Here is an 18,109-nt window from a genome sequence, read left to right as displayed (position 1 = left end):
CCGAGACCCGCCCATGGCTGACATTGAACCCAATTTTTCCGATACGGACCAGGCCTCCAGCAAGGCCGATGCGCGCAAGGCCGCGCGCAAGCGTGGTTTCCTGATCTTTGCCGGTGTCGTGGCGCTGGTCGCGGCCGGCGTCGGCGTCTACGAATGGATCGAAGGCGGGCGTTATGTCGAAACCGACAACGCCTATGTCGCGGCCGAAGTGGCACAGGTGACGCCGCTGGTCGCCGGCCCGGTGCGGCGCGTGGCGGTCAACAACACGCAAGTCGTCCGCAAGGGCGACGTGCTGGTGGAACTCGATCCCACCGACGCCAAAATCGCCCTGGCCGCGGCCGAGGCGGACTATGCCGACGCGCTGCGCAAGGTGCGCCAGACCATTGCCACCGGCACCGCGCTGTCGGCCCAGGTGGGCGAGAAGCAGGCCGATATCGCCCGCATGACCGCGCAAGTGCAGGTGGCCATGGCCGATGTGCAACGCGCCGAGATTGACCTCAAGCGGCGCCAGTCGCTGGTGGGCGACGGGGCGGTGTCGGGCGAGGAACTGACCACCGCGCGCAATGCTTATGCTTCTGCGCAAGGCCAGCTTGCTGCCGCCCGCGCCAACCTGGCCGCGGCCCAGGCCGCGCGTGGCACCGCCAATGGCCAGGAAGCGGCCAATGCGGCGCTGGTCACTGGCACTACGCCGGAAACCAATCCGCAGGTGCTGGCGGCCAAGGCCAGGCTTGACCAGGCGCGCATCAATCTCGATCGCACGGTGATCCGGGCCCCGGTCAGCGGCGTTGTCACCCAGCGCACGGTGCAGGTGGGGCAAAGCGTGGCCGTGGGCAGCCCGATGATGACCATCGTGCCGATCAGCCAGGCCTATGTCGATGCCAATTACAAGGAAAGCCAGTTGGCCCATGTGCGTCCCGGCCAGCCGGTGACGCTGACATCGGATCTCTATGGCGATGATGTGGTCTATCACGGGCGCGTCGTGGGCTTTTCCGGTGGCACCGGTTCGGCGCTGGCCGTGATTCCGGCGCAGAATGCCACGGGCAACTGGATCAAGGTGGTGCAGCGCCTGCCGGTGCGCGTCGCGCTTGATCCGCACGAGCTGGGCGCGCACCCGCTGCGCATCGGCCTGTCGATGGACGCCACGATCGATACGCGCCCTGAAAAGGACCGGTCGCAGACCGGGCAGAACTGACATGGCCGGCGGACCGCCGATGGGCTTTGGCGATGGGCCGGCGCCGCTCAAGGGCGCCAAGCTGGCGCTGGGCGGCTTTGCGCTGGCGCTGTCGAACTTCGTCGTGCTGCTGGATATCACCATCGCCAACGTGTCGGTGCCGCATATCGCCGGCAGCCTGGCGGTGTCGCCCACGCAGGGCACCTGGGTGCTGACGTCCTACGCCGTGGCCGAGGCGATCTGCGTGCCGTTGACCGGCTGGCTCGCGCGCACGTTTGGTGCGGTGCGGGTGTTCATCATGGCGCTGCTGGGTTTTGGCCTGTTTTCGATGCTGTGCGGCATGGCCGGCAGCCTGAGCCTGCTGATCGCGTTCCGCGTGTGCCAGGGGCTGTGCGGCGGCCCGATCATGCCGATGACACAGACCTTGCTGCTGCGCATATTTCCCAAGGACAAGGGCGGCGCCGCGCTCGGCCTGTGGGCGATGACTGTGGTGGTCGCGCCGATTGCCGGGCCGATCTGCGGCGGGTTCATTTCCGACAACTGGTCGTGGCACTGGCTGTTCTTCATCAACATTCCGCTCGCCGCGTTCTCGCTGATCGTCGCCTGGCGGCTGGTGCGGCCGTACGAAACTCCCACCCAGAAATCGCCGATCGATTTCGTCGGTCTTGCGCTGCTGGTGATCTGGGTTGGTTCGCTGCAGATCATGCTCGACAAGGGGCGCGAGGAAGACTGGTTTTCCAGTGGCTTCATCATCACGCTCACCGTGGTTGCGATCATTGGCTTCATCTCGTTCCTTATCTGGGAATTGACCGAAGACCACCCGATCATCGACCTGTCGGTATTCCGCAACCGCGGGTTTACCGTGGCCGTGGTGACGCAGTGCGTGGCCTATGCGGCGTTCTTCTCGTTCATCGTGCTGATCCCGCTCTTCCTGCAAACCAACCTCAACTACACCGCCACCTGGGCAGGTCTGGCGGTGGGCTGGGTCGGTGTCCTGGCCGTGGTCTTTTCGCCGATCGTGGCGCGGTTCGTGGGCAAGGTCGATACGCGCGGGCTGATCTCGTTCGGCATCCTGTGGCTGGCCGTAGTCGCCTGGCTGCGCACGCGCTGGGTAACCGACATGGGCTATTGGACCATCGCCTTTCCGCAGATGCTCCAGGGGCTGGGCATGCCGTTCTTCTTCGTCGGCTCCACCGCGCTGGCGATGGCTTCGGTGCGGCCCGACCAGACCGCATCGGGCGCGGGCATCCAGAACTTCATGCGCACGATGGCCGGCGCCTTTGCCACTTCGATGTCCACCACGCTGTGGGAACATTTCACCAAGTACAACCGCGCCGAACTGGTCGGGCTGATTCATCCGCCCACGCACACCGGCCTGCCGGCCGCGCAGGCGAGCATGATGTTGAGCCAACTGGTGCAGACCGAGGCGGTAACGCTCGCCACGCGCCAGGTCTTCATGGTGTGCACCATCGTCCTGTTCGTCTCGGCCGGGATGATCTGGCTGGCCCCCAGGCCGAGGCGGAAAAAGGGGTAGGGTGCGCGAGCCGCTCGACTGGAAATTACCCGGCATTGTGAGCGCATGATAAAATTTCGCGCAGAGGCGCAGAGAGTGGCTATTCTCTGCGCCTCTGCACGAGCTGGTTTGATGGGGATGTGCATACCCGGCAATGGCGGAAATCGCCCAATCCCCGTCGATCAGGTCTTGAACTCGCGATCCCGAAAGTTGCCGATTGTTGGCCCGGATCAGTCCCGATTTCTCATGCCTGAGACGCACATTTGGAAAAGAGGAATCGGGAACATATTTTGGGAAAGCGAATGCACCGAACGGCTTCCAGCCCGAACGTGGGAGGACACCGATCTCTCAAAAAAGGTTCCTTCTCGGGAGGAGGCCGACGCGTTAAGGCGTCATTATGAGGATCATATTCGTCATGCTGTTGGCATCAGTTGCCGCCGGGGCGCAGGCCCAGACAGCGCAGGCGCGGCCCGGTGAGAGTGCAACAATGAACGACGCAACAAACGTGATCGCCGTGGACCACACGGGCTTTGCTGTATCGTCTTTGGACGAAGCCATTCGGTTTTGGACGGAAGCGCTCGGCTTCACACTTGAGCGACAAGCGGAGATGGGGGGCGACTTCCTGCATCAAGTCACAGGTGTCGATGATCCGAGTGTGAAAACGGCGATCGTCAGGGCGCCAAACGGTTACGTGGTCGAACTGTTGCAATATTCAAAGGGACGCCAGAACGGCGCGGTGCCCGATAGCGCGGGGGCGATCGGTGCGGCGCACCTAGCTCTGACCGTGAAGGATATCCATGCCGCCATGGCCCGCGTCGAGGCAGCAGGATGGAAGGCGAAGGGTAGCCCGCTGCCAATCGCAGGTGGTCCCCGCAAGGGAACTTTGGTGACCTATGTTTCAGGCCCGGATCATATCACGATAGAGCTTATGCAGCCACCAGCCCGCTGATGTAGCCTGCCGAAGTTTCCCGTTCCACCATCGTTTTTGGGAAGGCAGCTATCGCCCGCGCCCTTCGAAAGCTGCCTGTCCGTTTCCAGCGACTTTTAATCCATTTCTTCGTCATTCCCGCGCAGGCGGGAATCCAGTTTCGGCGTGGTCTCAATCGCCCGGAAGCCACTGGATTCCGGCCTGCGCAGGAGTGACGAAGTCGGAGGCGGCAAAGGCAACTCTTCACTACCATCAGCCATTCGACATCGGGCTATCCGGATCGGTCAGTCTGCGATCCCAACCGCTCTGCCTGAAAATCCCACACGAAGCCACGAAGACACGAAGAAGGGTCTTTCCTTCGTGTCTTCGTGGCTTCGTGTGACTCCATGACAAAGCACCACGCCCGGTCTCGCGCTTGGCACCGCAACCGGTTCAATCCAGCAGCAGGATCGACATGCGGCGGTTGCTCGGGTCGTTGGGGCTGTCGGGCACCAGGGGTTCGCGGTCGGCCACGCCTTCGATCCGCTGGAAGCGGGCCTCGCCCACGCCGTTGCGCATCAGGGCCTGGCGCGTGGCTTCGGCGCGGCCGGCCGAAAGCGACCAGTTGTTGGCCGGGTCGCCAGGCTTCCACTGCAGCGCGTCGGTATGGCCGCGCACGGTCAGGCCGCCGGGTTCGGGCGCGATGGCCTGGCCGATCGCCCGGATCAGTTCCAGCGCATCGGGCGTGAGGATCGTGGTGCCCAGGCGGAACATCGAGAAGTGCGCATCGTCGAGCATGTCGATGCGGATGCCCTCGGGCGTCATCGTCATGTGCACCTGCTTGGCCAGTTGGCGCAGCTTTTCATTGGCATCCAGCTTTTCCTTCAGCCGCTGCTGCATCACCTGGGTGCGCTTCATCTTCGATCCGCCATCCTTGGGGCCGCCGGTGGCATCGCGCGGGATGGTCATCGTGCGCGTGCCGGTCTGCCCGGCGCGGTGGGGATAGTTGTCGGCATCGGTCAGCGACGAGCCGCCGAGCAGCCCGTCAGACCCGGCGCTGCCCTTGCGCGTCTTGACCAGGGTGGGGGTAAAATAGTCGGCAATGCCCTTGCGCTGCTTTTCGGTGGTCGCGCCCAGCAGCCACATCAGCAGGAAGAACGCCATCATCGCGGTCACGAAATCGGCATAGGCCACTTTCCAGGCCCCGCCGTGATGGCCGCCGGCCACCACGGTGATCTTCTTGACGATGATCGGCTTGGGTGCGTCCTTGCCCTTGGGTGGCTTGGCCATGGCGATCCCTTTCGCTTAGCGGCCGCGCAGCGCGTCGAGCAGTTCCGACAGGCCGGGCCGGAACGCATGGCCCAGGCCCGAACGCGCGCTTTCCACCACCAGCGGCTGCGGCCAGCCGTGCAGCGAGGACACGATCACCTGCTTGACCGCCTGGTAGATCATCGCATCCTGATCGAGCACCTGCTTGAGCCGGCCAGCCAGCGGCGCGACGATGCCATAGGCCAGCAGCACCCCCATGAACGTGCCGACCAGGGCCGAACCGATCATCGCGCCCAGCACCGTGGGTGGCTTGTCGATCGAGCCCATGGTCTTGACCACGCCCAGCACGGCGGCCACGATCCCCAGCGCGGGCAGGGCGTCGGCCAGGCCTTGCAGGGCATGCTGCGCTTCTTCCTGCTCGTGGAAATGGGTTTTCATCGCGTGGTCCATCACGTCTTCCACGGCATGCACTTCCAGCGTGCCGGAAGACACGACGATCAGCGTCAGCGTATCGCAGATCAGCGAGACCAGCGCGGTATGGGCCAGGATGCGCGGATATTCGGCAAACAGGGCCGAGCTTTTGGGATCGGCCACATGGCTTTCCAGCGCCACCGGGCCATCGCTGCGCAGGATCTTCATCAGCTTGGCGCAGAGCACGATGGCATCGACATGGTCCTGCTTGTTGTGCTTGGGGCCCTTGAACACCTTGCCCAGGCCCGCGCCGATGCCCTTCAGTTCGTGCATCGAGTTGCCGGTGATCGTGGCGCCCAGCGCCGCGCCGCCGATGATCAGCATTTCGTGGGGTATGGCTTCGGCCACCGGGCCGATCGCGCCACCGGTGATGATGAAGCCGCCAAAGACCATGGCGAGCAGGACGACGATGCCGATACCAGCAAACATGAAGCGGTGACCCTGTCGATAAACCGTGAAAGCCGGCGCTATCGCCCGGCCGTTGCTGCAATGCAGAACGGCACGGGCGCGCGCACTTTCAGGACATCATGGTAAAGAGCGAAAGGCCCGAGATCTTGGTGAAGCTGGCCTGGCTGGCCTGCAACACCGTGGCCAGTTCCTGCAACCGGGTATAGGCAGTGGGAATGTCGGTGGCGCCCAGCGTGCTCTGGTCCTGGCTACGCGCCTCGCCCATCGTGGTCTGCCGCTCGGTATTGAGATCGATCCACGACAGGCGCGCGCCTACCACGGTCTGCCCGGTGGATACGGCCGTCATGGCGTCATCAAGCGTGGTGAGCGCGCTGTTGGCGGCAGACTGCGCACCGGGGCCGCCCGCGCTGATCGCGTCGGTCAGGGTCTTGAGCGCGGCAAAGACATCGCTGCTGGTGCCGCCCGACGAGAAATTGAGAAACTCCGGCCCGGTCAGGCTGCGCTTCACGCTCTGCCCGTCGCCCAGTTCCAGCGTGCCGGCGCTGCCGCTGCCGACATAGCTGACCACGCCGGTGGTGGCATCCACGCTATAGGCCGCGCCCGCCGCATCGCCGCCGAACAGCGCATTGCCCGCGCTGTCACGCGAATTGGCGAGCGAGACCAGGTTGTTGCGCAATTCGGCCAGTTCCTGGCCAATGCTGGTGCGCTGCTCGTTGGACAGCGTGCCGGTAGCGGCCTGGTTGGCCAGCTGGCGCGTGCGCTGCAGCGTGTTGATCATCTCGGTCATGGCCGAATCGGTCAGGTTGAGATCGGCCGTGGCGCGGTTGGCCGCGCCGGCATCGACCTTGGCGATGGCATCCTGGCGTTGCAGGTTGCGCAGGCGCGAGGCGGTGAGCGGATCGTCTGACGAGGCGGTCAGCCGGTTGCCGCTGGAAATCTGCGTCTGCACCTGCTCCATCTGGGTGCGCAAGCCGTTGAGATCGAGCGCGGAGCGATCGTAGAACGCGGACGTAGTGGTCGATACACTGGATGACATGGGCGACCTACTTGATCGAGAGGATAGTGTCGAACAGGTTGCCGGCAACCTGCATCACCCGGCCCGAGGCTTGGAACGCCTGCTGGAACCGGGTCAGGTTGATGGCTTCGGTGTCGAGATCGACTCCGGCCTGGGCGGAAAGCGCGGTCTTGGCCGCATCGGAAATGGTCTTGAGCGCATCGCGCGTGGTGGTGCGCGCCTGCACCGTGGCAGAGGCCTGGTAGATCAGGGTATCCATCGTGCCGGCCGGATCGGCGCTGGTCAGCGCATTGCGCAGCGCGGTTAGGTTGGTGGTGTCGCGGCTGCCGGCGGCGGCGCCTGCGGCCGCCGTGGCGATCGCGCTGCCCTGGGTGGTGGCAAGCTGCATGCTGCCCGCGCCCGTGCCGGAAAACAGCGCGGGGCCGGTCGATCCATCAAGCGCGGCGCCATTGCCCTGCACGGTGTTGACCGTGTCGATCACGCTCTTGGCCAGGGTATCGAGCTGGCCATGCACATCGGCCAGGTTGGCCAGCACCTGCTGCTGCCCGGCCAGCGAGCCGCCCGACAGGGTGACGGCACCACCGTTGACGGAAAAGCCGATGGTGCCATCGGCCGCGGTGGTAACCGCCAGCGCTTGCGCGGTGGCACCGGTCACCAGCGGCGCGCCCGATGCGCCGCCCAGCGTCACATCAACCGCGCCATTGCTGGCAAAGCTGGTGGCGATATCGGCATAGCCCGCCAGCTTTTCGAGCAGCATGTCGCGCTGGTCGAGCAGGCCGGTGCGATCGCTGCTGGCATCGGCCATGCGTGCCAGTCGGCCGTTGACCTTGGCCAGTTCGGCCGACATCGTGTTGATCTGGTTCACGCCGTCGCTGGCCCCGCTCTGCTGGCCCTTGGCCACGGCATCAAGCTGGTTTGAGGCGATGTTGAAACTGTTGGACAGTGTCTGCGCCGCCGCGATGACCGAAGCGCGCAGCGGCGTGTCGGTGGGGCTTTGCGCCAGTTGCGTCAGCGCGGTTTCAAAGCCGGTGATCGCCGAATAGACGCCCGGCGCCTCAAGCGCGGACTGGATATCGGTAAGGCCGCCCACTTCGGTATCGGCGCGCGCGGTATCGGCGCCGGTGCGGCGCACCTCGGCCTGGCGAAAGGCATCGGCATTGCGGATAACCCCGGTCACCCGCACGCCCGACAGCGACACATCGCGGTTCCCGGCAACATAGCCGGGCGTCATCACCTCTTCGGTGGATACCGTGCGGCGCACATAGCCATCGGTGCCGGCATTGGCGATGTTCTGGGCCGTCACGTCCAGCTGGGTGCGGGCGGCGCGGGTGGCGCTGCGCGCGATCGAGAGCAGGTCGGTGGTCATGGCGCTCAGGCTCCCCCACCGGTTTTAGGCTTGGCGCCAGTGGCCTGGGCAGCCGCACTGGCCAACTGGCTTTCCAGCCGCGTGGCCAGGCCCAGCGTGCCGGCCTTGGCGGCGATCTCGGCAAAGCGTTCGTCGCGCATCTGGGTAAAGGTATCGTCCTGCTTCTTGCCGAACAGATCGTCGCCGCCCAGGTCGGTGTTGCGCGCGGTGCTCAACATCTGGCGCAGGAACATCGCCTCGAAACCCTGCGCGGCCTTGCGCAGCGCGGCGCGATCGGGGCCGCTGGCCGGGGACGTGGCGGCTGCGGCGGCGCCCGAAACGGCGCCGGTGCTTGTCGATGCAGAAGTCATCAGATCACCACCATTTCGGCCTTGAGGGCGCCGGCCTGCTTGAGCGCTTCCAGGATCGCCACCAGATCGGACGGCGAAACCCCCAATTTGTTAAGGGCATTGACCAGCGAAGAGAGCGAGGCACCGGGCTTGAACAGCGCCACGTGGTTGCCCTGTTCCTCCACGCTGATCTGGCTATTGGGCACCACGGCGGTCTGGCCGTTGGAAAAGGGGCCGGGCTGCGATACGCGCGGTTTTTCGTCCACCTTGATCACCAGCTTGCCGTGGCTGATCGCGGCGGGAGACAGGCGCACCGCGCTGTTGATCACCACCGTGCCAGTGCGACTGTTGACGATCACCTTGGCGGCGGCTTCGGCCGGGCTCACCTCGATCGCCTCGATCGCGGCCATGGCGCTGGCGCGGGCATCGCTGCCGCTGGGCAGGCGCAGCGCCACGGTCACGCCGTCTTCGACGCTGGCGGTGCCGGGAAAACGCGTGTTGATCGCATCGCGCACGCGGGCGGCGTTGAGGAAATCGGCGTCGAACAGGTTCCAGCGCAACACCTCGTTGCGATCAAACCCGGTATCGACCGCGCGCTCCACCGTGGCGCCTTCGGCAATGCGGCCCACCGTGGGCACGTTGACGGTCAGCTGCGATCCATCCTTGGCGGTAATGCCCAGGCCGCCGACGGCGAGGTTGCCCTGCGCCATGGCATAGATCTGCCCATCGGCACCATAGAGCGGCGCCAAGACCAGCGCCCCGCCGCGCAAGGACTTGGCCTTGCCGATCGTCGATACGGTCACGTCGATGCGCTGGCCGGGCTTGGAAAAGGCCGGCAGATCGGCCGTAATCATCACCGCCGCTGCATTCTTCAGGCCCGGCGCCACGCCGGCGGGCAATTGCACGCCCAGCCGGCCCGAAACGCCGCGCATCGCCTGGGTCAGGTATTCCAAGTTGTCGTCACCCGTGCCGGGCAGGCCCACCACGATGCCATAGCCAGTCAGCTGGTTCGAGCGCACGCCCTGGAACTCGCCCAGATCGCGCACCCGCTCGGCATGGGCGGTGGCGGTGCCCAGCACCGGCAGCGCGGTAAGCGCTGCGGCCACCATCACCAGCCACAGGCCGGGGCGCACTGCCAGCAGGCCGCGCCGCCACAGCGGGCGCAACGCCAGCCCGGCCAGCGCCGCAGCGGCCAGATCGAACGCGATGGGAGAAGCGATAGACATCAAGGGTTCCCTAGAACGGGCTGACAAGGTTGAAGAACTTGGTCAGCCAGCCCTGGTGGGCAGCGCGGCTGACATCGCCGTTGCCGGCATAGGTGATCCGCGCATCGGCCACCTGGCCCGACTGGATCCGGTTGGTCGTGTCGATATCCGCCAGGCGCACGATGCCCGACAGCTGCACCCATTCCTGCCCCTGGCTCAGCGTCAGGCGCTTTTCGCCTTTGACCAGCGCGGTACCATTGGGCCGTACCTGGGCGATCGTCACCGAAACCTCGCCACCCAGCGTGCTGGTCTGCGAGGCATTGCCCTGGCCGGAAAAGGCGCTGGCGCCCGAATTGTTGATGCCGTTCTGCGACAGGATCGACAGCGGCCCCTTGTTGGGCGGGGTGAACGTGAACGAGGATGATTTGGCGGTCTTGCTCGCCGCCGATTTCGACGTGGTCAGCTGTTCGGCCAGCACGATCACCAGGCTGTCGCCCACGGCATGGGCACGCGCGCCCTCGACCAGCCCGGCATAGCCGTTGGCCAGGTTGAGGATGCTGCCATCGGCGGGCTTGGCCGGGCTTTCGACCGGCAGCGCCGGGTCAAACCCCGCCGCCGGGCGGTTGCGCGCCTTGGCCGGCTGGGCTGCCACCAGCATGCCGGCCGTGATCATCGCCGGCACCATCAGCATGGCCATCAGGCGCAGGCCCAGGCCCTGGCGCGGGGCAAGCCCATGGCGCGGGGCAAGCCCACGCCCGCGCTCGGCATGCAGCGCCTTGTCGAACAGGGGATCGAACGGAGAGTCCATGGGCTTTAGCGTCTTTCCGGCCTTACAGCGTCTGGTTGGCGTTCTTGAGCATCTCGTCGATCGCCGAGATCATCTTGGAATTGATCTCGTAGGCGCGCTGGCACTCGATCATGTCGACCAGCTCTTCCACCACGTTGACGTTGGACGCTTCCAGGTAACCCTGCTGGATATGGCCGCGCCCGGCGTCGCCGGCATTGCCCACTTGCGCTGCGCCGCTGGCGCCGGTTTCCACCAGAAAGTTGTCGCCCATCGCCTTGAGACCCTGCGGATTGGCAAAGCTGGCAATGGTGATCTGGCCCAGCGTGGTCGCCTCGGTCGCGCCGGGCAGCGTGGCGGTCACGGTGCCGTCCTGCGCCACGGTGATCGCGCTTGCGCCTTCGGGCACGGTGATCGCCGGTTGCAGCGGATAGCCTTGCGAGGTCACCAGTGTGCCGTCGGCCGAGCGGCTGAAATTGCCGGCGCGGGTATAGGCCAGCTGGCCACCCGGCAGCGTCACCTGGAAAAAGCCATCACCGTCGAGCGCCAGGTCGAGCGCATTGCCGGTGCTTTGCAGCTGGCCCTGGCTTTCCATCCGCGCGGTGCCCTGCAGCGCCACGCCGGTGCCCAGGTTGAGCCCGGTGGCATAGGCGGTCTCGTTGGAAGACTGCTGCCCGGCCACGCGCGTGTCCTGATAGGCCAGCGTGGAAAAGTTGGCGCGGTCGCGCTTGAAGCCGGTGGTGCTCACGTTCGCCAGGTTGTTGGCGATCACCCGCATCCGCGTGTCCTGGGCTTCCAGGCCGGTGCGGGCAACGTGAAGGGCGGAACTGGGCATGGCAGGATTTCTCCGAAAATGATTGTCAGGTGTTGAGGCGCATCAGCGCGGCGGATTTCTCGTCCACCTCGCGCGCGGTGGAGGCCACCTTGGTGCGCATGTCGAACAGGCGCTGCGCCTCCACCATTTCGACCAGCACTTGCGTGGGATCGACGTTGGACTGCTCCAGTGCGCCGGGGGTCAGGCGGGCCTCTTCGTCCTGTGGCAGGGTGCCGATGGTATTGTTCGGCCCCGTCACGCGGAACAGCCCGTCCAGCCCCTTGCCCACCTGGCTGCCCTGGGTGGAAACCAGCTTGATCCGCGCCACCGCCTGGGGCGGGGTGGATGGGTTCTGCGGGTCGCCCGCCAGCACGGTGCCATCGGGCGCGATGGTCACGATCGTGCCGGTCGGTACGGTGATCGGCCCGCCATCGCCGATCACCGGCCGCCCGTCGCCGTTCTGCAGCACGCCATCGGTGGTGATCGTCAGGTCGCCGCGCCGGGTATAGGCCTCGCTGCCATCCTGCGTCTGTACGGCCAGCATGGTGTCCCCGCTCAACGCCACGTTGAGCGGGTTGTTGGTCGCCATGGTGGCGCCCTGCTTCATGCTGGAACCTTGGACATACCCCTGCGTCATCGCGCGGGCTTCCAGCGCGGGGCCTTTGAGCGTGACCGGCGTGGCGCTGAGCATTTCCTGGCGAAAGCCCACGGTCTGCGCATTGGCCATGTTGCTGGCGATCACGCGCTCGCGCACCATCGATCCGGTCATGCCGGAATAGGCGGTATAGATCAGCCGGTCCATGGCCGCGTGCCTCCCTTAAGCCTTAGCTGCGCAGGTTGAGAATGGCCTGGGTGGCCTGGGTGGCGGTATCGATCGCCTTGGCATTGGCCTGATAGGCGCGCTGGGCCACGATCAGGCCCACCAGCTCGTCCGACACCTCGACGTTGGAGCGTTCGAGATAGCCCGACATCAGCTTGCCGTACTGGCCATTGGTCGGCTCGCCATAGTTGGCCGTGCCCGACAGGTTGGTGGCGGTCCAATCGGCCGATCCCTGCTGGCGCAGGCCCTGCGGATTGAGGAAGGTGGCGAGGCCAATCTTGCCGATCACGGTGTTGGACCCGTCGGCATAGCTGGCCGCGACATTGCCGTTTTCCGAAACCGTCATCCCGGCAAATTCCGATCCGGCGGCGTTGGTGATCGGCACCAGCGTGTCCTGCAGGCTCGTGCTGGTGGCAGTGCCCGTGGCGTCGGTGGGATACATCTGCACGCGGTTGCCCTGCGCGTCGGTGACATAACCGCCTGCGTCCATCTGGAAGGCGCCATTGCGGGTGTACATCGTCTGCCCAGTGGTGGGCGATTTGACGGTGAAGAACCCGTCGCCGCTTACCGCCACGTCGAGCGAGGAGCCGGTGGAATCGAGCGCGCCCTGCTTGAAGTTCTGGGTGATCGCTTCAACCTTGGCGCCGATCCCCTCGATCAGGCGCGGGTTGGTAAACGCCGTGCCGGCAACCACGTCGGCAAAGCTCACCGTGCTTTTCTTGAAGCCGTTGGTTTCCGAGTTGGCGATGTTGTTGCTGACCACGTTGAGATCGGTCTGCGCATTCTTGATGCCGTTGAGCGAGGTATAGAACGACATGGCGTGTTTTCCTGTCGGTTGGGGAAAGGGATCAGGCGGCAGTGGTGGCGGTGGTGCCACCCGCCGTCGTGCCAGTGGTGCCGGCGGCGGCCTGGGCCGCGCTGATCGCGGCCAGCTGCTGCGAAATGGTCTTGAGCGTGGCGGCCACATCGGCGTTTGACGCGCTGGCCGTGTTCAGCTTGTCGAGCTTGTCGGAAATGGCGCTCAGCGTTGAGTTCATCTCGGTGGAGTTCGACAGCGACGAAAACTGCGCCAGCTGGGCTACCATCTGGGTGTTGTCCACCGGCGAGGTCGGGTCCTGGTTCTGCAGCTGCGCGGTCAGCATCTTGAGGAAATCGGTGGCGCCAAGGCTGGCCCAGCCGGTCTTGGCGGGGGCCGCTGCGGTGCCCGTGGCGCTGGTGCCCGTTGTGCTTTGGGAGGTAACGGTGGTCATGTCACTTCATCCTCATCGTATCGAGCATCAGCTGCTTGGCGGTCTGCATCGCCTCCACCACGTTCTGGTACTGGCGGCTGGCTTCCATCATCTCGACCATCTCGGCGTTTTCATCGACCGGGGCGGCCCAGACATCGCCATTGGCATCGGCCAGGGGATTGTCGGGATCGTGGGTGCGCACGGCGGTGGTATCGGTGCGATATACCCCCTGGACCTTGACCGTGGCGAGGCCGGAGCGCGCATCGAGTTCCTCGGCAAAGACCGGGCGCAGCGGGCGATAGGCCTGCGCCTCGCTGCTCGCCACGTTGCCGGCATTGGCCAGGTTCGATGCCGCCGCGTTCATCCGCACCAGCTGGGCCGACATCGCGCGGCCGGTTACGCCGAACAGGGTGAGGGGGGGGGTGCCGTTGCCCGCCATGCTCATTCGCCCTTGAGCGCGCGGGTCACTTCGCCCACGCGCCCCCGGATGAATTCCAGCGTGGCGGAATAGCCCACCGCGTTTTCGGCAAAGGCAGTCTGCTCGGTGGCCATTTCCACCGTGTTGCCATCCAGGCTGGGCATCACCGGCACGCGATAGAGCGCGGCGCCGGCTTCGGCCTGGCTTTCGCTGGCACCGGCCAGGCGCGCCTTGAGCGCGGCGCCGAAATCGATGTCCCGCGCCTTGTATCCCGGCGTGGCGGCATTGGCGATGTTGGAGGACAGCAGCCCCAGGCGCGTGGCGCGCAGTTCCAGCGCGGCGCCATGGATGCCGAACAGGCTGTCAGATGATGCACTCTGGCTCATCGGCGGTGCTCTCGCTTTCCTTGGGCAGACGAATGATGCCGATGGTTCAGCAAGGGACGTGCCAAGTGCGGCAATGCCCCGGAATCCGGCGCCACGGTTGCGGGCCGCCCCGCCAGGCGCGGCAAGGCTTTGCCGAAAGGCGGCAAGCCTGGCTGCCGCCCCCCTGAAACCCGCGCGCACGCTGCCGTTCTTCGTGCCAGGATTTCGCGAAAGACCAAGGCCCATGGATTTAACCCACCTGCTGGATGCCCAATCGGCCGTGATCGTTGTTGGCGGCACGCTTGTCGGCACCGTGCTGCGCTGTGGCTGGCATGACAGCCTCACTGCCCTGCGCGCCGTGGGTGGGCTGCTGCGCCCTGGCTTCAATGCCGCGGCGATGCGTTCCGAACTCGCGCACGAGGTGGCGCTGATCCGCCGCGATGGAGTGATCCGCGCCAACCCCCGCCGCCTGGCCGATCGCGAATTCGATTCGGCCACCAGCGCGCTGGTGCGCACCCGCTCGCTCGACGGGCTGCTCGAACAGCATGAAACCTGGCGTCGCGCGCGCCTGCGCCGCGCCACCACGGCGGCGCGCACCCTGGCCCAGGCAGCCGATCTTTCGCCGGTGTTCGGCCTGGCGGGCACGCTCGTGGCGCTCAGCCAGCTCAAGGTGGAAAGCCTGGCCCATGGCAATTTCATCGGCGCCATCGCCATGTCGGTCCTGACCACGCTCTATGGCCTGCTCCTGGCGCATATCGTCATGGGGCCGCTGGGCCGCGCGGTGGAGCGCGCCTCGCAGGCCGAAGAGGAAGCCCGCGCCGAGGTGATGACCTGGCTGACCCAGCAGGTCGGGCCAGCCTGCCCCGATCGCCAGCGTGCCACGCCGCTGTCACCGCACGGCGTTACCCTGCCACGCAGGGCGGCAAACGCCGATGGCATGGCGGCAGATACGGGGCTGCGGCCCCTCGATCCGCGCGAAACGGCATGATCACCCGGCCCGGGCAGACCGGATGGCAGACTATCCTGGCCGATCTCGCGCTGATCCTGTTCATGATCTGCGCCTCTGCCCTGTCCGTGGCCGAAGGGCCGGCCCCGCCCCCAGTCAGGGCGCAGGCGGCCCCGCTGCGCGCCCCCCCGCCGCCGCCTGCGGTTCAGCCCGTTGCCCCGTCGCTGCAGGCAGAGCCGGTGGGCGTGTGGCGCGATGGGCCCGGCGCCCCGCCGCTGGCGCAATGGCTGGCCGAACAGGCGGCCGATCCGCGCCTGCGCCTGTCGATCGTGGTGCGCTATGCCACGGGGCCTGGCGGGCGAGAGGCAGCCTTGGACCAGGCCGCCAGTCTGGCGCGCAGCGCTGGTCAACGTGCCGCCAGCGCGCGCCTGGTGGTGGAACCTGGCGCGCAACCGGGCGCCAGCGTCACGCTGGGTTATGATGAAGAGCGCTGAATGGCATGGCTCTTGCTGAAAAGCGGGAAAGACGCCTCCCGCTTCAGGAAACTGCCATGTTCGCTGCCCCCAACCGGCCTGTTTTTGCCGCCCGCTTTGCCGCAGTCGTTGCCGGTTCGCTTGCCGCCCTGCTGGCCACTGGCCCTGTGGCGCGGGCGCAGGTGGCGCAGGCGCCAGCCACGCGCTTTGCCGATATGGCTGCGATCGATCAGGCCGTCGCGCAGTTCACCGGCCGCAGCATCGGCGTGCCGGGCGGCGCGGCGCAGCCGGTTGATCGGCGCTTGCGCCTGGTGGCTTGCACCGCGCCGCTGGCCCTGGGTTGGCGCGCCGGCGCGCATGACAGCGTGCTGGTGCGCTGCCCGGATGCCGGCGGCTGGCGCTTGTTCGTGCCGGTGGTGGCCACGGTTGCCGAAGCGCCGGCTGGCCCGGCCGCAGCGCCGGCGGTGCTGCGCGGCGATGGCGTAACCATCGCCATGGTGGGCGATGGCTTTTCGGTGGAGCAGGCCGGCGAGGCGCTCGATCCCGGCCCGGTGGGCGGCTGGATCCGCGTGCGCACCGGGGCCAAGGCCGATGCCCTGCGCGGGCGCATCGCGCGCCCCGGCGTGGTCGAAGTGCCGGTCGAGTGAACCGGCGCGCACCACTGCAATTTCCCTAAGGCAGATTGACCCGGCAAAAATCCGCCGCATGGCCTTAAACTCTGCGGAGCAATGCCGTTCTTCCCGGCATAACCCCCGAGGAGCTCGACCATGTCCAACATCGAAATCGGACCGTCGCGGCCGGTTGGTGCGGTCCAGGTCAAGATTGCCGCATCCGATGTGCCGCCCCAGGCGACCGACCCCACGGCGGCAGCCGTGGCCCAGGCCGCGCCTGCTGTCCAGGCCAGCGCGGCGACCGCCGCTGCCACTGTTGCCACCAGCGATGCGACCCGCGCCGGCGAGGTGCCGGTCAGCAGCGATCGCGTCGCCCAGATTCGCCGCGCCATCGCGGAGGGCCATTACCCGGTGATTCCCGCCCGGATCGCCGATGCCATGATTGCCGCCGGCATGCTGCTGAGGACCCCCCAATGACCGCTGACGCACCGATTTGCCACCCCACCGATCTCGCCCGCGCGCTGGGCCAGATGATTGCCGTGCTCAATGAAGAACGCCAGGCGCTGGCCGGCCTCGACATGGATGCGATCATGGGGTGCGCGGTCGACAAGGCGGATCTGTGCAGCCGCTTGGAAACGGTGGCAAGCGAGGCGATCGACGAGGAATGCCGGGGCATGGTCGATGCCGCGCGCCGCCTCAACGAAGCCAACCGCCGCGTGCGCAACCTGATCGCCGCCAATGTTGCCGCCCGGCTCGATGCCCTGACCGGAACCCCCGCGCTCTACCGCGCTCATGCCGGCCAGGTGCGCGCGCACCACGCCCGCACCGCGCGCGTGCGCTGATCCCCACCGGCAAATTTTGTCTGGCGCTGCGTGCCGCTGCCCTTGCCGGGCCGGCTCGCAGCGCTTTTTTGTGCGCGGCAAAGCGCTGAATCCGGCATCCTTTCTTCGGATTTCGGAAAACTGGCACAACCCTTGCTGTACTCTCCTTGTCGCGGCGCGCCATCGTCTGGCTTTCGCCGCAAGCACAAGGATGTGGGCCTTGAGTTCAGTGCAAAACTCTGCCGGCAGCATTGCCGATCCGGCAACCGGCGCGATCATGGGCGGCAGCGCGTCCCAAGGCGGCGCGGTGCACGCCGCCATCGCGCGCGCGGCCAATGCCACCGGCGTGGACTTTGGCTATCTGCTCGCGCAGGCGCGGCTCGAATCCGGGCTTGATCCCCACGCCCGCGCCCGCACGTCCAGCGCGACCGGGCTTTACCAGTTCACCGGGCAGACCTGGCTCGGCACCCTGGCGCGCCACGGCGCCGATCATGGGCTGGATTGGGCCGGCGATGCCGTGGGCAGCGCCGCCAGCGATCCCGCGCTGCGCAGCCGCCTTTTGGCCATGCGCCATGACCCCCAGCTTTCTGCCCTGCTGGCCGGAGACCTGGCCAATGACAACCGCGTGGCGCTCTCCACCACGCTGGGCCGCGATCCCGACAATGCCGAACTCTATCTCGCGCATTTCCTCGGTGCCGATGGCGCCGGGCGCTTCCTGGCTGGCCTGGCGGCCGATCCCGATGCCAGCGCGGCGGCGCTGCTGCCCAAGGCGGCAGCGGCCAACCGCGCGATCTTCTTTTCCGCCAGCGGCGCGCCGCGTTCGCTTTCTGGCGTGATGGACCTTTTGCGCAGCCGGCTTGAGGCTGCCGGTAGCGGCAGCGCGCTGCCGCCGCTGTCGGGCTCATGGGCGATGGCGGCCACGCCCTATGGCGATCCTTCCGCGCTCGGTCTGCCCGGCGCACCGGTCTCGCAGCCGGCGCCAACCGGCGGCCCGGTGGCGCAGGAATTCCAGCAGGTTGCGGCCAATGCCGGCAACCCTGGCGGGCAGGCGGCACCTGCGCGCGCCTCGATGGCCGATACCCTGCGCGATACCTTCGCCCTGGCCTCGCCGGGCAGCGCGGGCGGCGATCATGTGGCCCGTGCCTATGGCCGGCTCAAGGCGATGGGGCTCTAA

Annotated in this window: 22 protein-coding genes; 9 read left to right on the top strand and 13 right to left on the bottom strand. The window is 66.7% G+C overall.

All coding sequences use genetic code 11. The features are described from left to right. Window positions 1-13 precede the first annotated feature (13 nt). The 3 genes from SCA01S_RS16650 (at window position 14) to SCA01S_RS16640 (ending at window position 3,633) form a co-directional block, all read left to right on the top strand. Entirely contained in the window at window positions 14-1,192 is a 1,179-nt protein-coding gene (locus SCA01S_RS16650; RefSeq protein WP_062787652.1) for an HlyD family secretion protein, read from the top strand. Between the two features lies 1 nt (window position 1,193). Beyond that, the gene (locus SCA01S_RS16645; protein ID WP_062787650.1) at window positions 1,194-2,705 is read left to right on the top strand and encodes a DHA2 family efflux MFS transporter permease subunit; all 1,512 of its coding nucleotides are present in this window, start codon (window positions 1,194-1,196) and stop codon (window positions 2,703-2,705) included. Window positions 2,706-3,081: 376 nt separating this feature from the next. Continuing rightward, the gene (locus SCA01S_RS16640) at window positions 3,082-3,633 is read left to right on the top strand and encodes a VOC family protein (RefSeq protein WP_062787648.1); all 552 of its coding nucleotides are present in this window, start codon (window positions 3,082-3,084) and stop codon (window positions 3,631-3,633) included. Between the two features lie 411 nt (window positions 3,634-4,044). Here the strand turns inward: SCA01S_RS16640 and SCA01S_RS16635 are convergent, their stop codons facing one another. From SCA01S_RS16635 to flgB, 13 genes are all read right to left on the bottom strand, one after another. Next, window positions 4,045-4,881, bottom strand: coding sequence for a flagellar motor protein MotB (locus SCA01S_RS16635; RefSeq protein WP_054132421.1), 837 nt, complete (start codon window positions 4,879-4,881; stop codon window positions 4,045-4,047). 15 nt (window positions 4,882-4,896) lie between these two features. Continuing rightward, a complete protein-coding gene (gene motA, locus SCA01S_RS16630) occupies window positions 4,897-5,760 on the bottom strand; it encodes a flagellar motor stator protein MotA (RefSeq protein ID WP_022676884.1) in 864 nt (287 codons plus the stop codon). Window positions 5,761-5,848: 88 nt separating this feature from the next. Continuing rightward, entirely contained in the window at window positions 5,849-6,775 is a 927-nt protein-coding gene (locus tag SCA01S_RS16625; RefSeq protein ID WP_054132419.1) for a flagellin N-terminal helical domain-containing protein, read from the bottom strand. A 7-nt stretch (window positions 6,776-6,782) separates the two neighbouring features. Next, complete coding sequence (flgK, locus tag SCA01S_RS16620; protein WP_062787646.1) at window positions 6,783-8,120, bottom strand: flagellar hook-associated protein FlgK; 1,338 nt, start codon at window positions 8,118-8,120, stop codon at window positions 6,783-6,785. Between the two features lie 5 nt (window positions 8,121-8,125). Then, window positions 8,126-8,470 (bottom strand): rod-binding protein, encoded by a 345-nt coding sequence (locus SCA01S_RS16615; RefSeq protein ID WP_062787644.1) that lies wholly within the window; start codon window positions 8,468-8,470, stop codon window positions 8,126-8,128. Continuing rightward, the gene (locus SCA01S_RS16610) at window positions 8,470-9,558 is read right to left on the bottom strand and encodes a flagellar basal body P-ring protein FlgI (RefSeq protein ID WP_157089022.1); all 1,089 of its coding nucleotides are present in this window, start codon (window positions 9,556-9,558) and stop codon (window positions 8,470-8,472) included. The genes SCA01S_RS16615 and SCA01S_RS16610 overlap by 1 nt, the downstream gene beginning before the upstream one ends. A 127-nt stretch (window positions 9,559-9,685) precedes the next feature. Further along, complete coding sequence (locus tag SCA01S_RS16605; protein WP_245652707.1) at window positions 9,686-10,462, bottom strand: flagellar basal body L-ring protein FlgH; 777 nt, start codon at window positions 10,460-10,462, stop codon at window positions 9,686-9,688. 22 nt (window positions 10,463-10,484) lie between these two features. Continuing rightward, on the bottom strand, window positions 10,485-11,273 hold the full coding sequence (gene flgG, locus SCA01S_RS16600; RefSeq protein WP_062787640.1) for a flagellar basal-body rod protein FlgG: 789 nt from the start codon (window positions 11,271-11,273) through the stop codon (window positions 10,485-10,487). Window positions 11,274-11,298: 25 nt separating this feature from the next. Beyond that, complete coding sequence (locus tag SCA01S_RS16595) at window positions 11,299-12,054, bottom strand: flagellar basal body rod protein FlgF (RefSeq protein ID WP_062787638.1); 756 nt, start codon at window positions 12,052-12,054, stop codon at window positions 11,299-11,301. A gap of 22 nt (window positions 12,055-12,076) precedes the next feature. Further along, on the bottom strand, window positions 12,077-12,889 hold the full coding sequence (locus SCA01S_RS16590; RefSeq protein ID WP_022676876.1) for a flagellar hook-basal body protein: 813 nt from the start codon (window positions 12,887-12,889) through the stop codon (window positions 12,077-12,079). A 31-nt stretch (window positions 12,890-12,920) separates the two neighbouring features. Next, on the bottom strand, window positions 12,921-13,322 hold the full coding sequence (locus tag SCA01S_RS16585) for a flagellar hook assembly protein FlgD (RefSeq protein ID WP_062787636.1): 402 nt from the start codon (window positions 13,320-13,322) through the stop codon (window positions 12,921-12,923). Window position 13,323: 1 nt separating this feature from the next. After that, window positions 13,324-13,746: a flagellar basal body rod protein FlgC gene (gene flgC / locus SCA01S_RS16580; protein ID WP_412103046.1), complete on the bottom strand. Its 423-nt coding sequence runs from the start codon at window positions 13,744-13,746 to the stop codon at window positions 13,324-13,326. Then, window positions 13,743-14,105: a flagellar basal body rod protein FlgB gene (flgB, locus tag SCA01S_RS16575; protein WP_022676873.1), complete on the bottom strand. Its 363-nt coding sequence runs from the start codon at window positions 14,103-14,105 to the stop codon at window positions 13,743-13,745. Before flgB ends, flgC begins: the two co-directional genes overlap by 4 nt. A gap of 223 nt (window positions 14,106-14,328) precedes the next feature. Here flgB and SCA01S_RS16570 point away from each other — a divergent pair, with 223 nt between their 5' ends. From SCA01S_RS16570 to SCA01S_RS16545, 6 genes are all read left to right on the top strand, one after another. Beyond that, window positions 14,329-15,072 (top strand): MotA/TolQ/ExbB proton channel family protein, encoded by a 744-nt coding sequence (locus SCA01S_RS16570; RefSeq protein ID WP_062787632.1) that lies wholly within the window; start codon window positions 14,329-14,331, stop codon window positions 15,070-15,072. Further along, entirely contained in the window at window positions 15,069-15,524 is a 456-nt protein-coding gene (locus SCA01S_RS16565) for a hypothetical protein (RefSeq protein WP_062787630.1), read from the top strand. The genes SCA01S_RS16570 and SCA01S_RS16565 overlap by 4 nt, the downstream gene beginning before the upstream one ends. Window positions 15,525-15,580: 56 nt before the next feature. After that, on the top strand, window positions 15,581-16,150 hold the full coding sequence (locus SCA01S_RS16560) for a flagella basal body P-ring formation protein FlgA (RefSeq protein WP_084391079.1): 570 nt from the start codon (window positions 15,581-15,583) through the stop codon (window positions 16,148-16,150). 120 nt (window positions 16,151-16,270) lie between these two features. Next, window positions 16,271-16,591, top strand: a complete 321-nt coding sequence (gene flgM, locus SCA01S_RS16555) for a flagellar biosynthesis anti-sigma factor FlgM (RefSeq protein WP_084391078.1) — start codon at window positions 16,271-16,273, stop codon at window positions 16,589-16,591. Then, a complete protein-coding gene (locus tag SCA01S_RS16550; RefSeq protein WP_022677654.1) occupies window positions 16,588-16,956 on the top strand; it encodes a hypothetical protein in 369 nt (122 codons plus the stop codon). Before flgM ends, SCA01S_RS16550 begins: the two co-directional genes overlap by 4 nt. 208 nt (window positions 16,957-17,164) lie before the next feature. Further along, window positions 17,165-18,109, top strand: coding sequence for a lysozyme family protein (locus SCA01S_RS16545; protein WP_245652714.1), 945 nt, complete (start codon window positions 17,165-17,167; stop codon window positions 18,107-18,109).

The organism is Novosphingobium capsulatum NBRC 12533 (assembly GCF_001598375.1).
Taxonomy (GTDB): Bacteria; Pseudomonadota; Alphaproteobacteria; order Sphingomonadales; family Sphingomonadaceae; genus Novosphingobium; species Novosphingobium capsulatum.
The sequence above is the reverse complement of the archived record's forward strand: the minus strand, read 5'-3'. Positions and strand labels throughout refer to the sequence as shown.

What these genes read in the sequence shown, in the direction of transcription:
- SCA01S_RS16565 (WP_062787630.1), top strand. Translation starts at nt 15,069, where the DNA reads ATGATCACCCGGCCCGGGCAGACCGGATGGCAGACTATCCTGGCCGAT.
- flgM (WP_084391078.1), top strand. Translation starts at nt 16,271, where the DNA reads ATGTCCAACATCGAAATCGGACCGTCGCGGCCGGTTGGTGCGGTCCAG.
- motA (WP_022676884.1), bottom strand. Translation starts at nt 5,760, where the DNA reads ATGTTTGCTGGTATCGGCATCGTCGTCCTGCTCGCCATGGTCTTTGGC.
- SCA01S_RS16605 (WP_245652707.1), bottom strand. Translation starts at nt 10,462, where the DNA reads ATGGACTCTCCGTTCGATCCCCTGTTCGACAAGGCGCTGCATGCCGAG.
- SCA01S_RS16645 (WP_062787650.1), top strand. Translation starts at nt 1,194, where the DNA reads ATGGCCGGCGGACCGCCGATGGGCTTTGGCGATGGGCCGGCGCCGCTC.
- SCA01S_RS16640 (WP_062787648.1), top strand. Translation starts at nt 3,082, where the DNA reads ATGAGGATCATATTCGTCATGCTGTTGGCATCAGTTGCCGCCGGGGCG.
- SCA01S_RS16625 (WP_054132419.1), bottom strand. Translation starts at nt 6,775, where the DNA reads ATGTCATCCAGTGTATCGACCACTACGTCCGCGTTCTACGATCGCTCC.
- SCA01S_RS16635 (WP_054132421.1), bottom strand. Translation starts at nt 4,881, where the DNA reads ATGGCCAAGCCACCCAAGGGCAAGGACGCACCCAAGCCGATCATCGTC.
- flgB (WP_022676873.1), bottom strand. Translation starts at nt 14,105, where the DNA reads ATGAGCCAGAGTGCATCATCTGACAGCCTGTTCGGCATCCATGGCGCC.
- SCA01S_RS16585 (WP_062787636.1), bottom strand. Translation starts at nt 13,322, where the DNA reads ATGACCACCGTTACCTCCCAAAGCACAACGGGCACCAGCGCCACGGGC.
- SCA01S_RS16610 (WP_157089022.1), bottom strand. Translation starts at nt 9,558, where the DNA reads ATGGTGGCCGCAGCGCTTACCGCGCTGCCGGTGCTGGGCACCGCCACC.
- SCA01S_RS16590 (WP_022676876.1), bottom strand. Translation starts at nt 12,889, where the DNA reads ATGTCGTTCTATACCTCGCTCAACGGCATCAAGAATGCGCAGACCGAT.
- flgG (WP_062787640.1), bottom strand. Translation starts at nt 11,273, where the DNA reads ATGCCCAGTTCCGCCCTTCACGTTGCCCGCACCGGCCTGGAAGCCCAG.
- flgK (WP_062787646.1), bottom strand. Translation starts at nt 8,120, where the DNA reads ATGACCACCGACCTGCTCTCGATCGCGCGCAGCGCCACCCGCGCCGCC.
- SCA01S_RS16570 (WP_062787632.1), top strand. Translation starts at nt 14,329, where the DNA reads ATGGATTTAACCCACCTGCTGGATGCCCAATCGGCCGTGATCGTTGTT.
- SCA01S_RS16560 (WP_084391079.1), top strand. Translation starts at nt 15,581, where the DNA reads ATGTTCGCTGCCCCCAACCGGCCTGTTTTTGCCGCCCGCTTTGCCGCA.
- SCA01S_RS16650 (WP_062787652.1), top strand. Translation starts at nt 14, where the DNA reads ATGGCTGACATTGAACCCAATTTTTCCGATACGGACCAGGCCTCCAGC.
- SCA01S_RS16595 (WP_062787638.1), bottom strand. Translation starts at nt 12,054, where the DNA reads ATGGACCGGCTGATCTATACCGCCTATTCCGGCATGACCGGATCGATG.
- flgC (WP_412103046.1), bottom strand. Translation starts at nt 13,746, where the DNA reads ATGAGCATGGCGGGCAACGGCACCCCCCCCCTCACCCTGTTCGGCGTA.
- SCA01S_RS16550 (WP_022677654.1), top strand. Translation starts at nt 16,588, where the DNA reads ATGACCGCTGACGCACCGATTTGCCACCCCACCGATCTCGCCCGCGCG.
- SCA01S_RS16615 (WP_062787644.1), bottom strand. Translation starts at nt 8,470, where the DNA reads ATGACTTCTGCATCGACAAGCACCGGCGCCGTTTCGGGCGCCGCCGCA.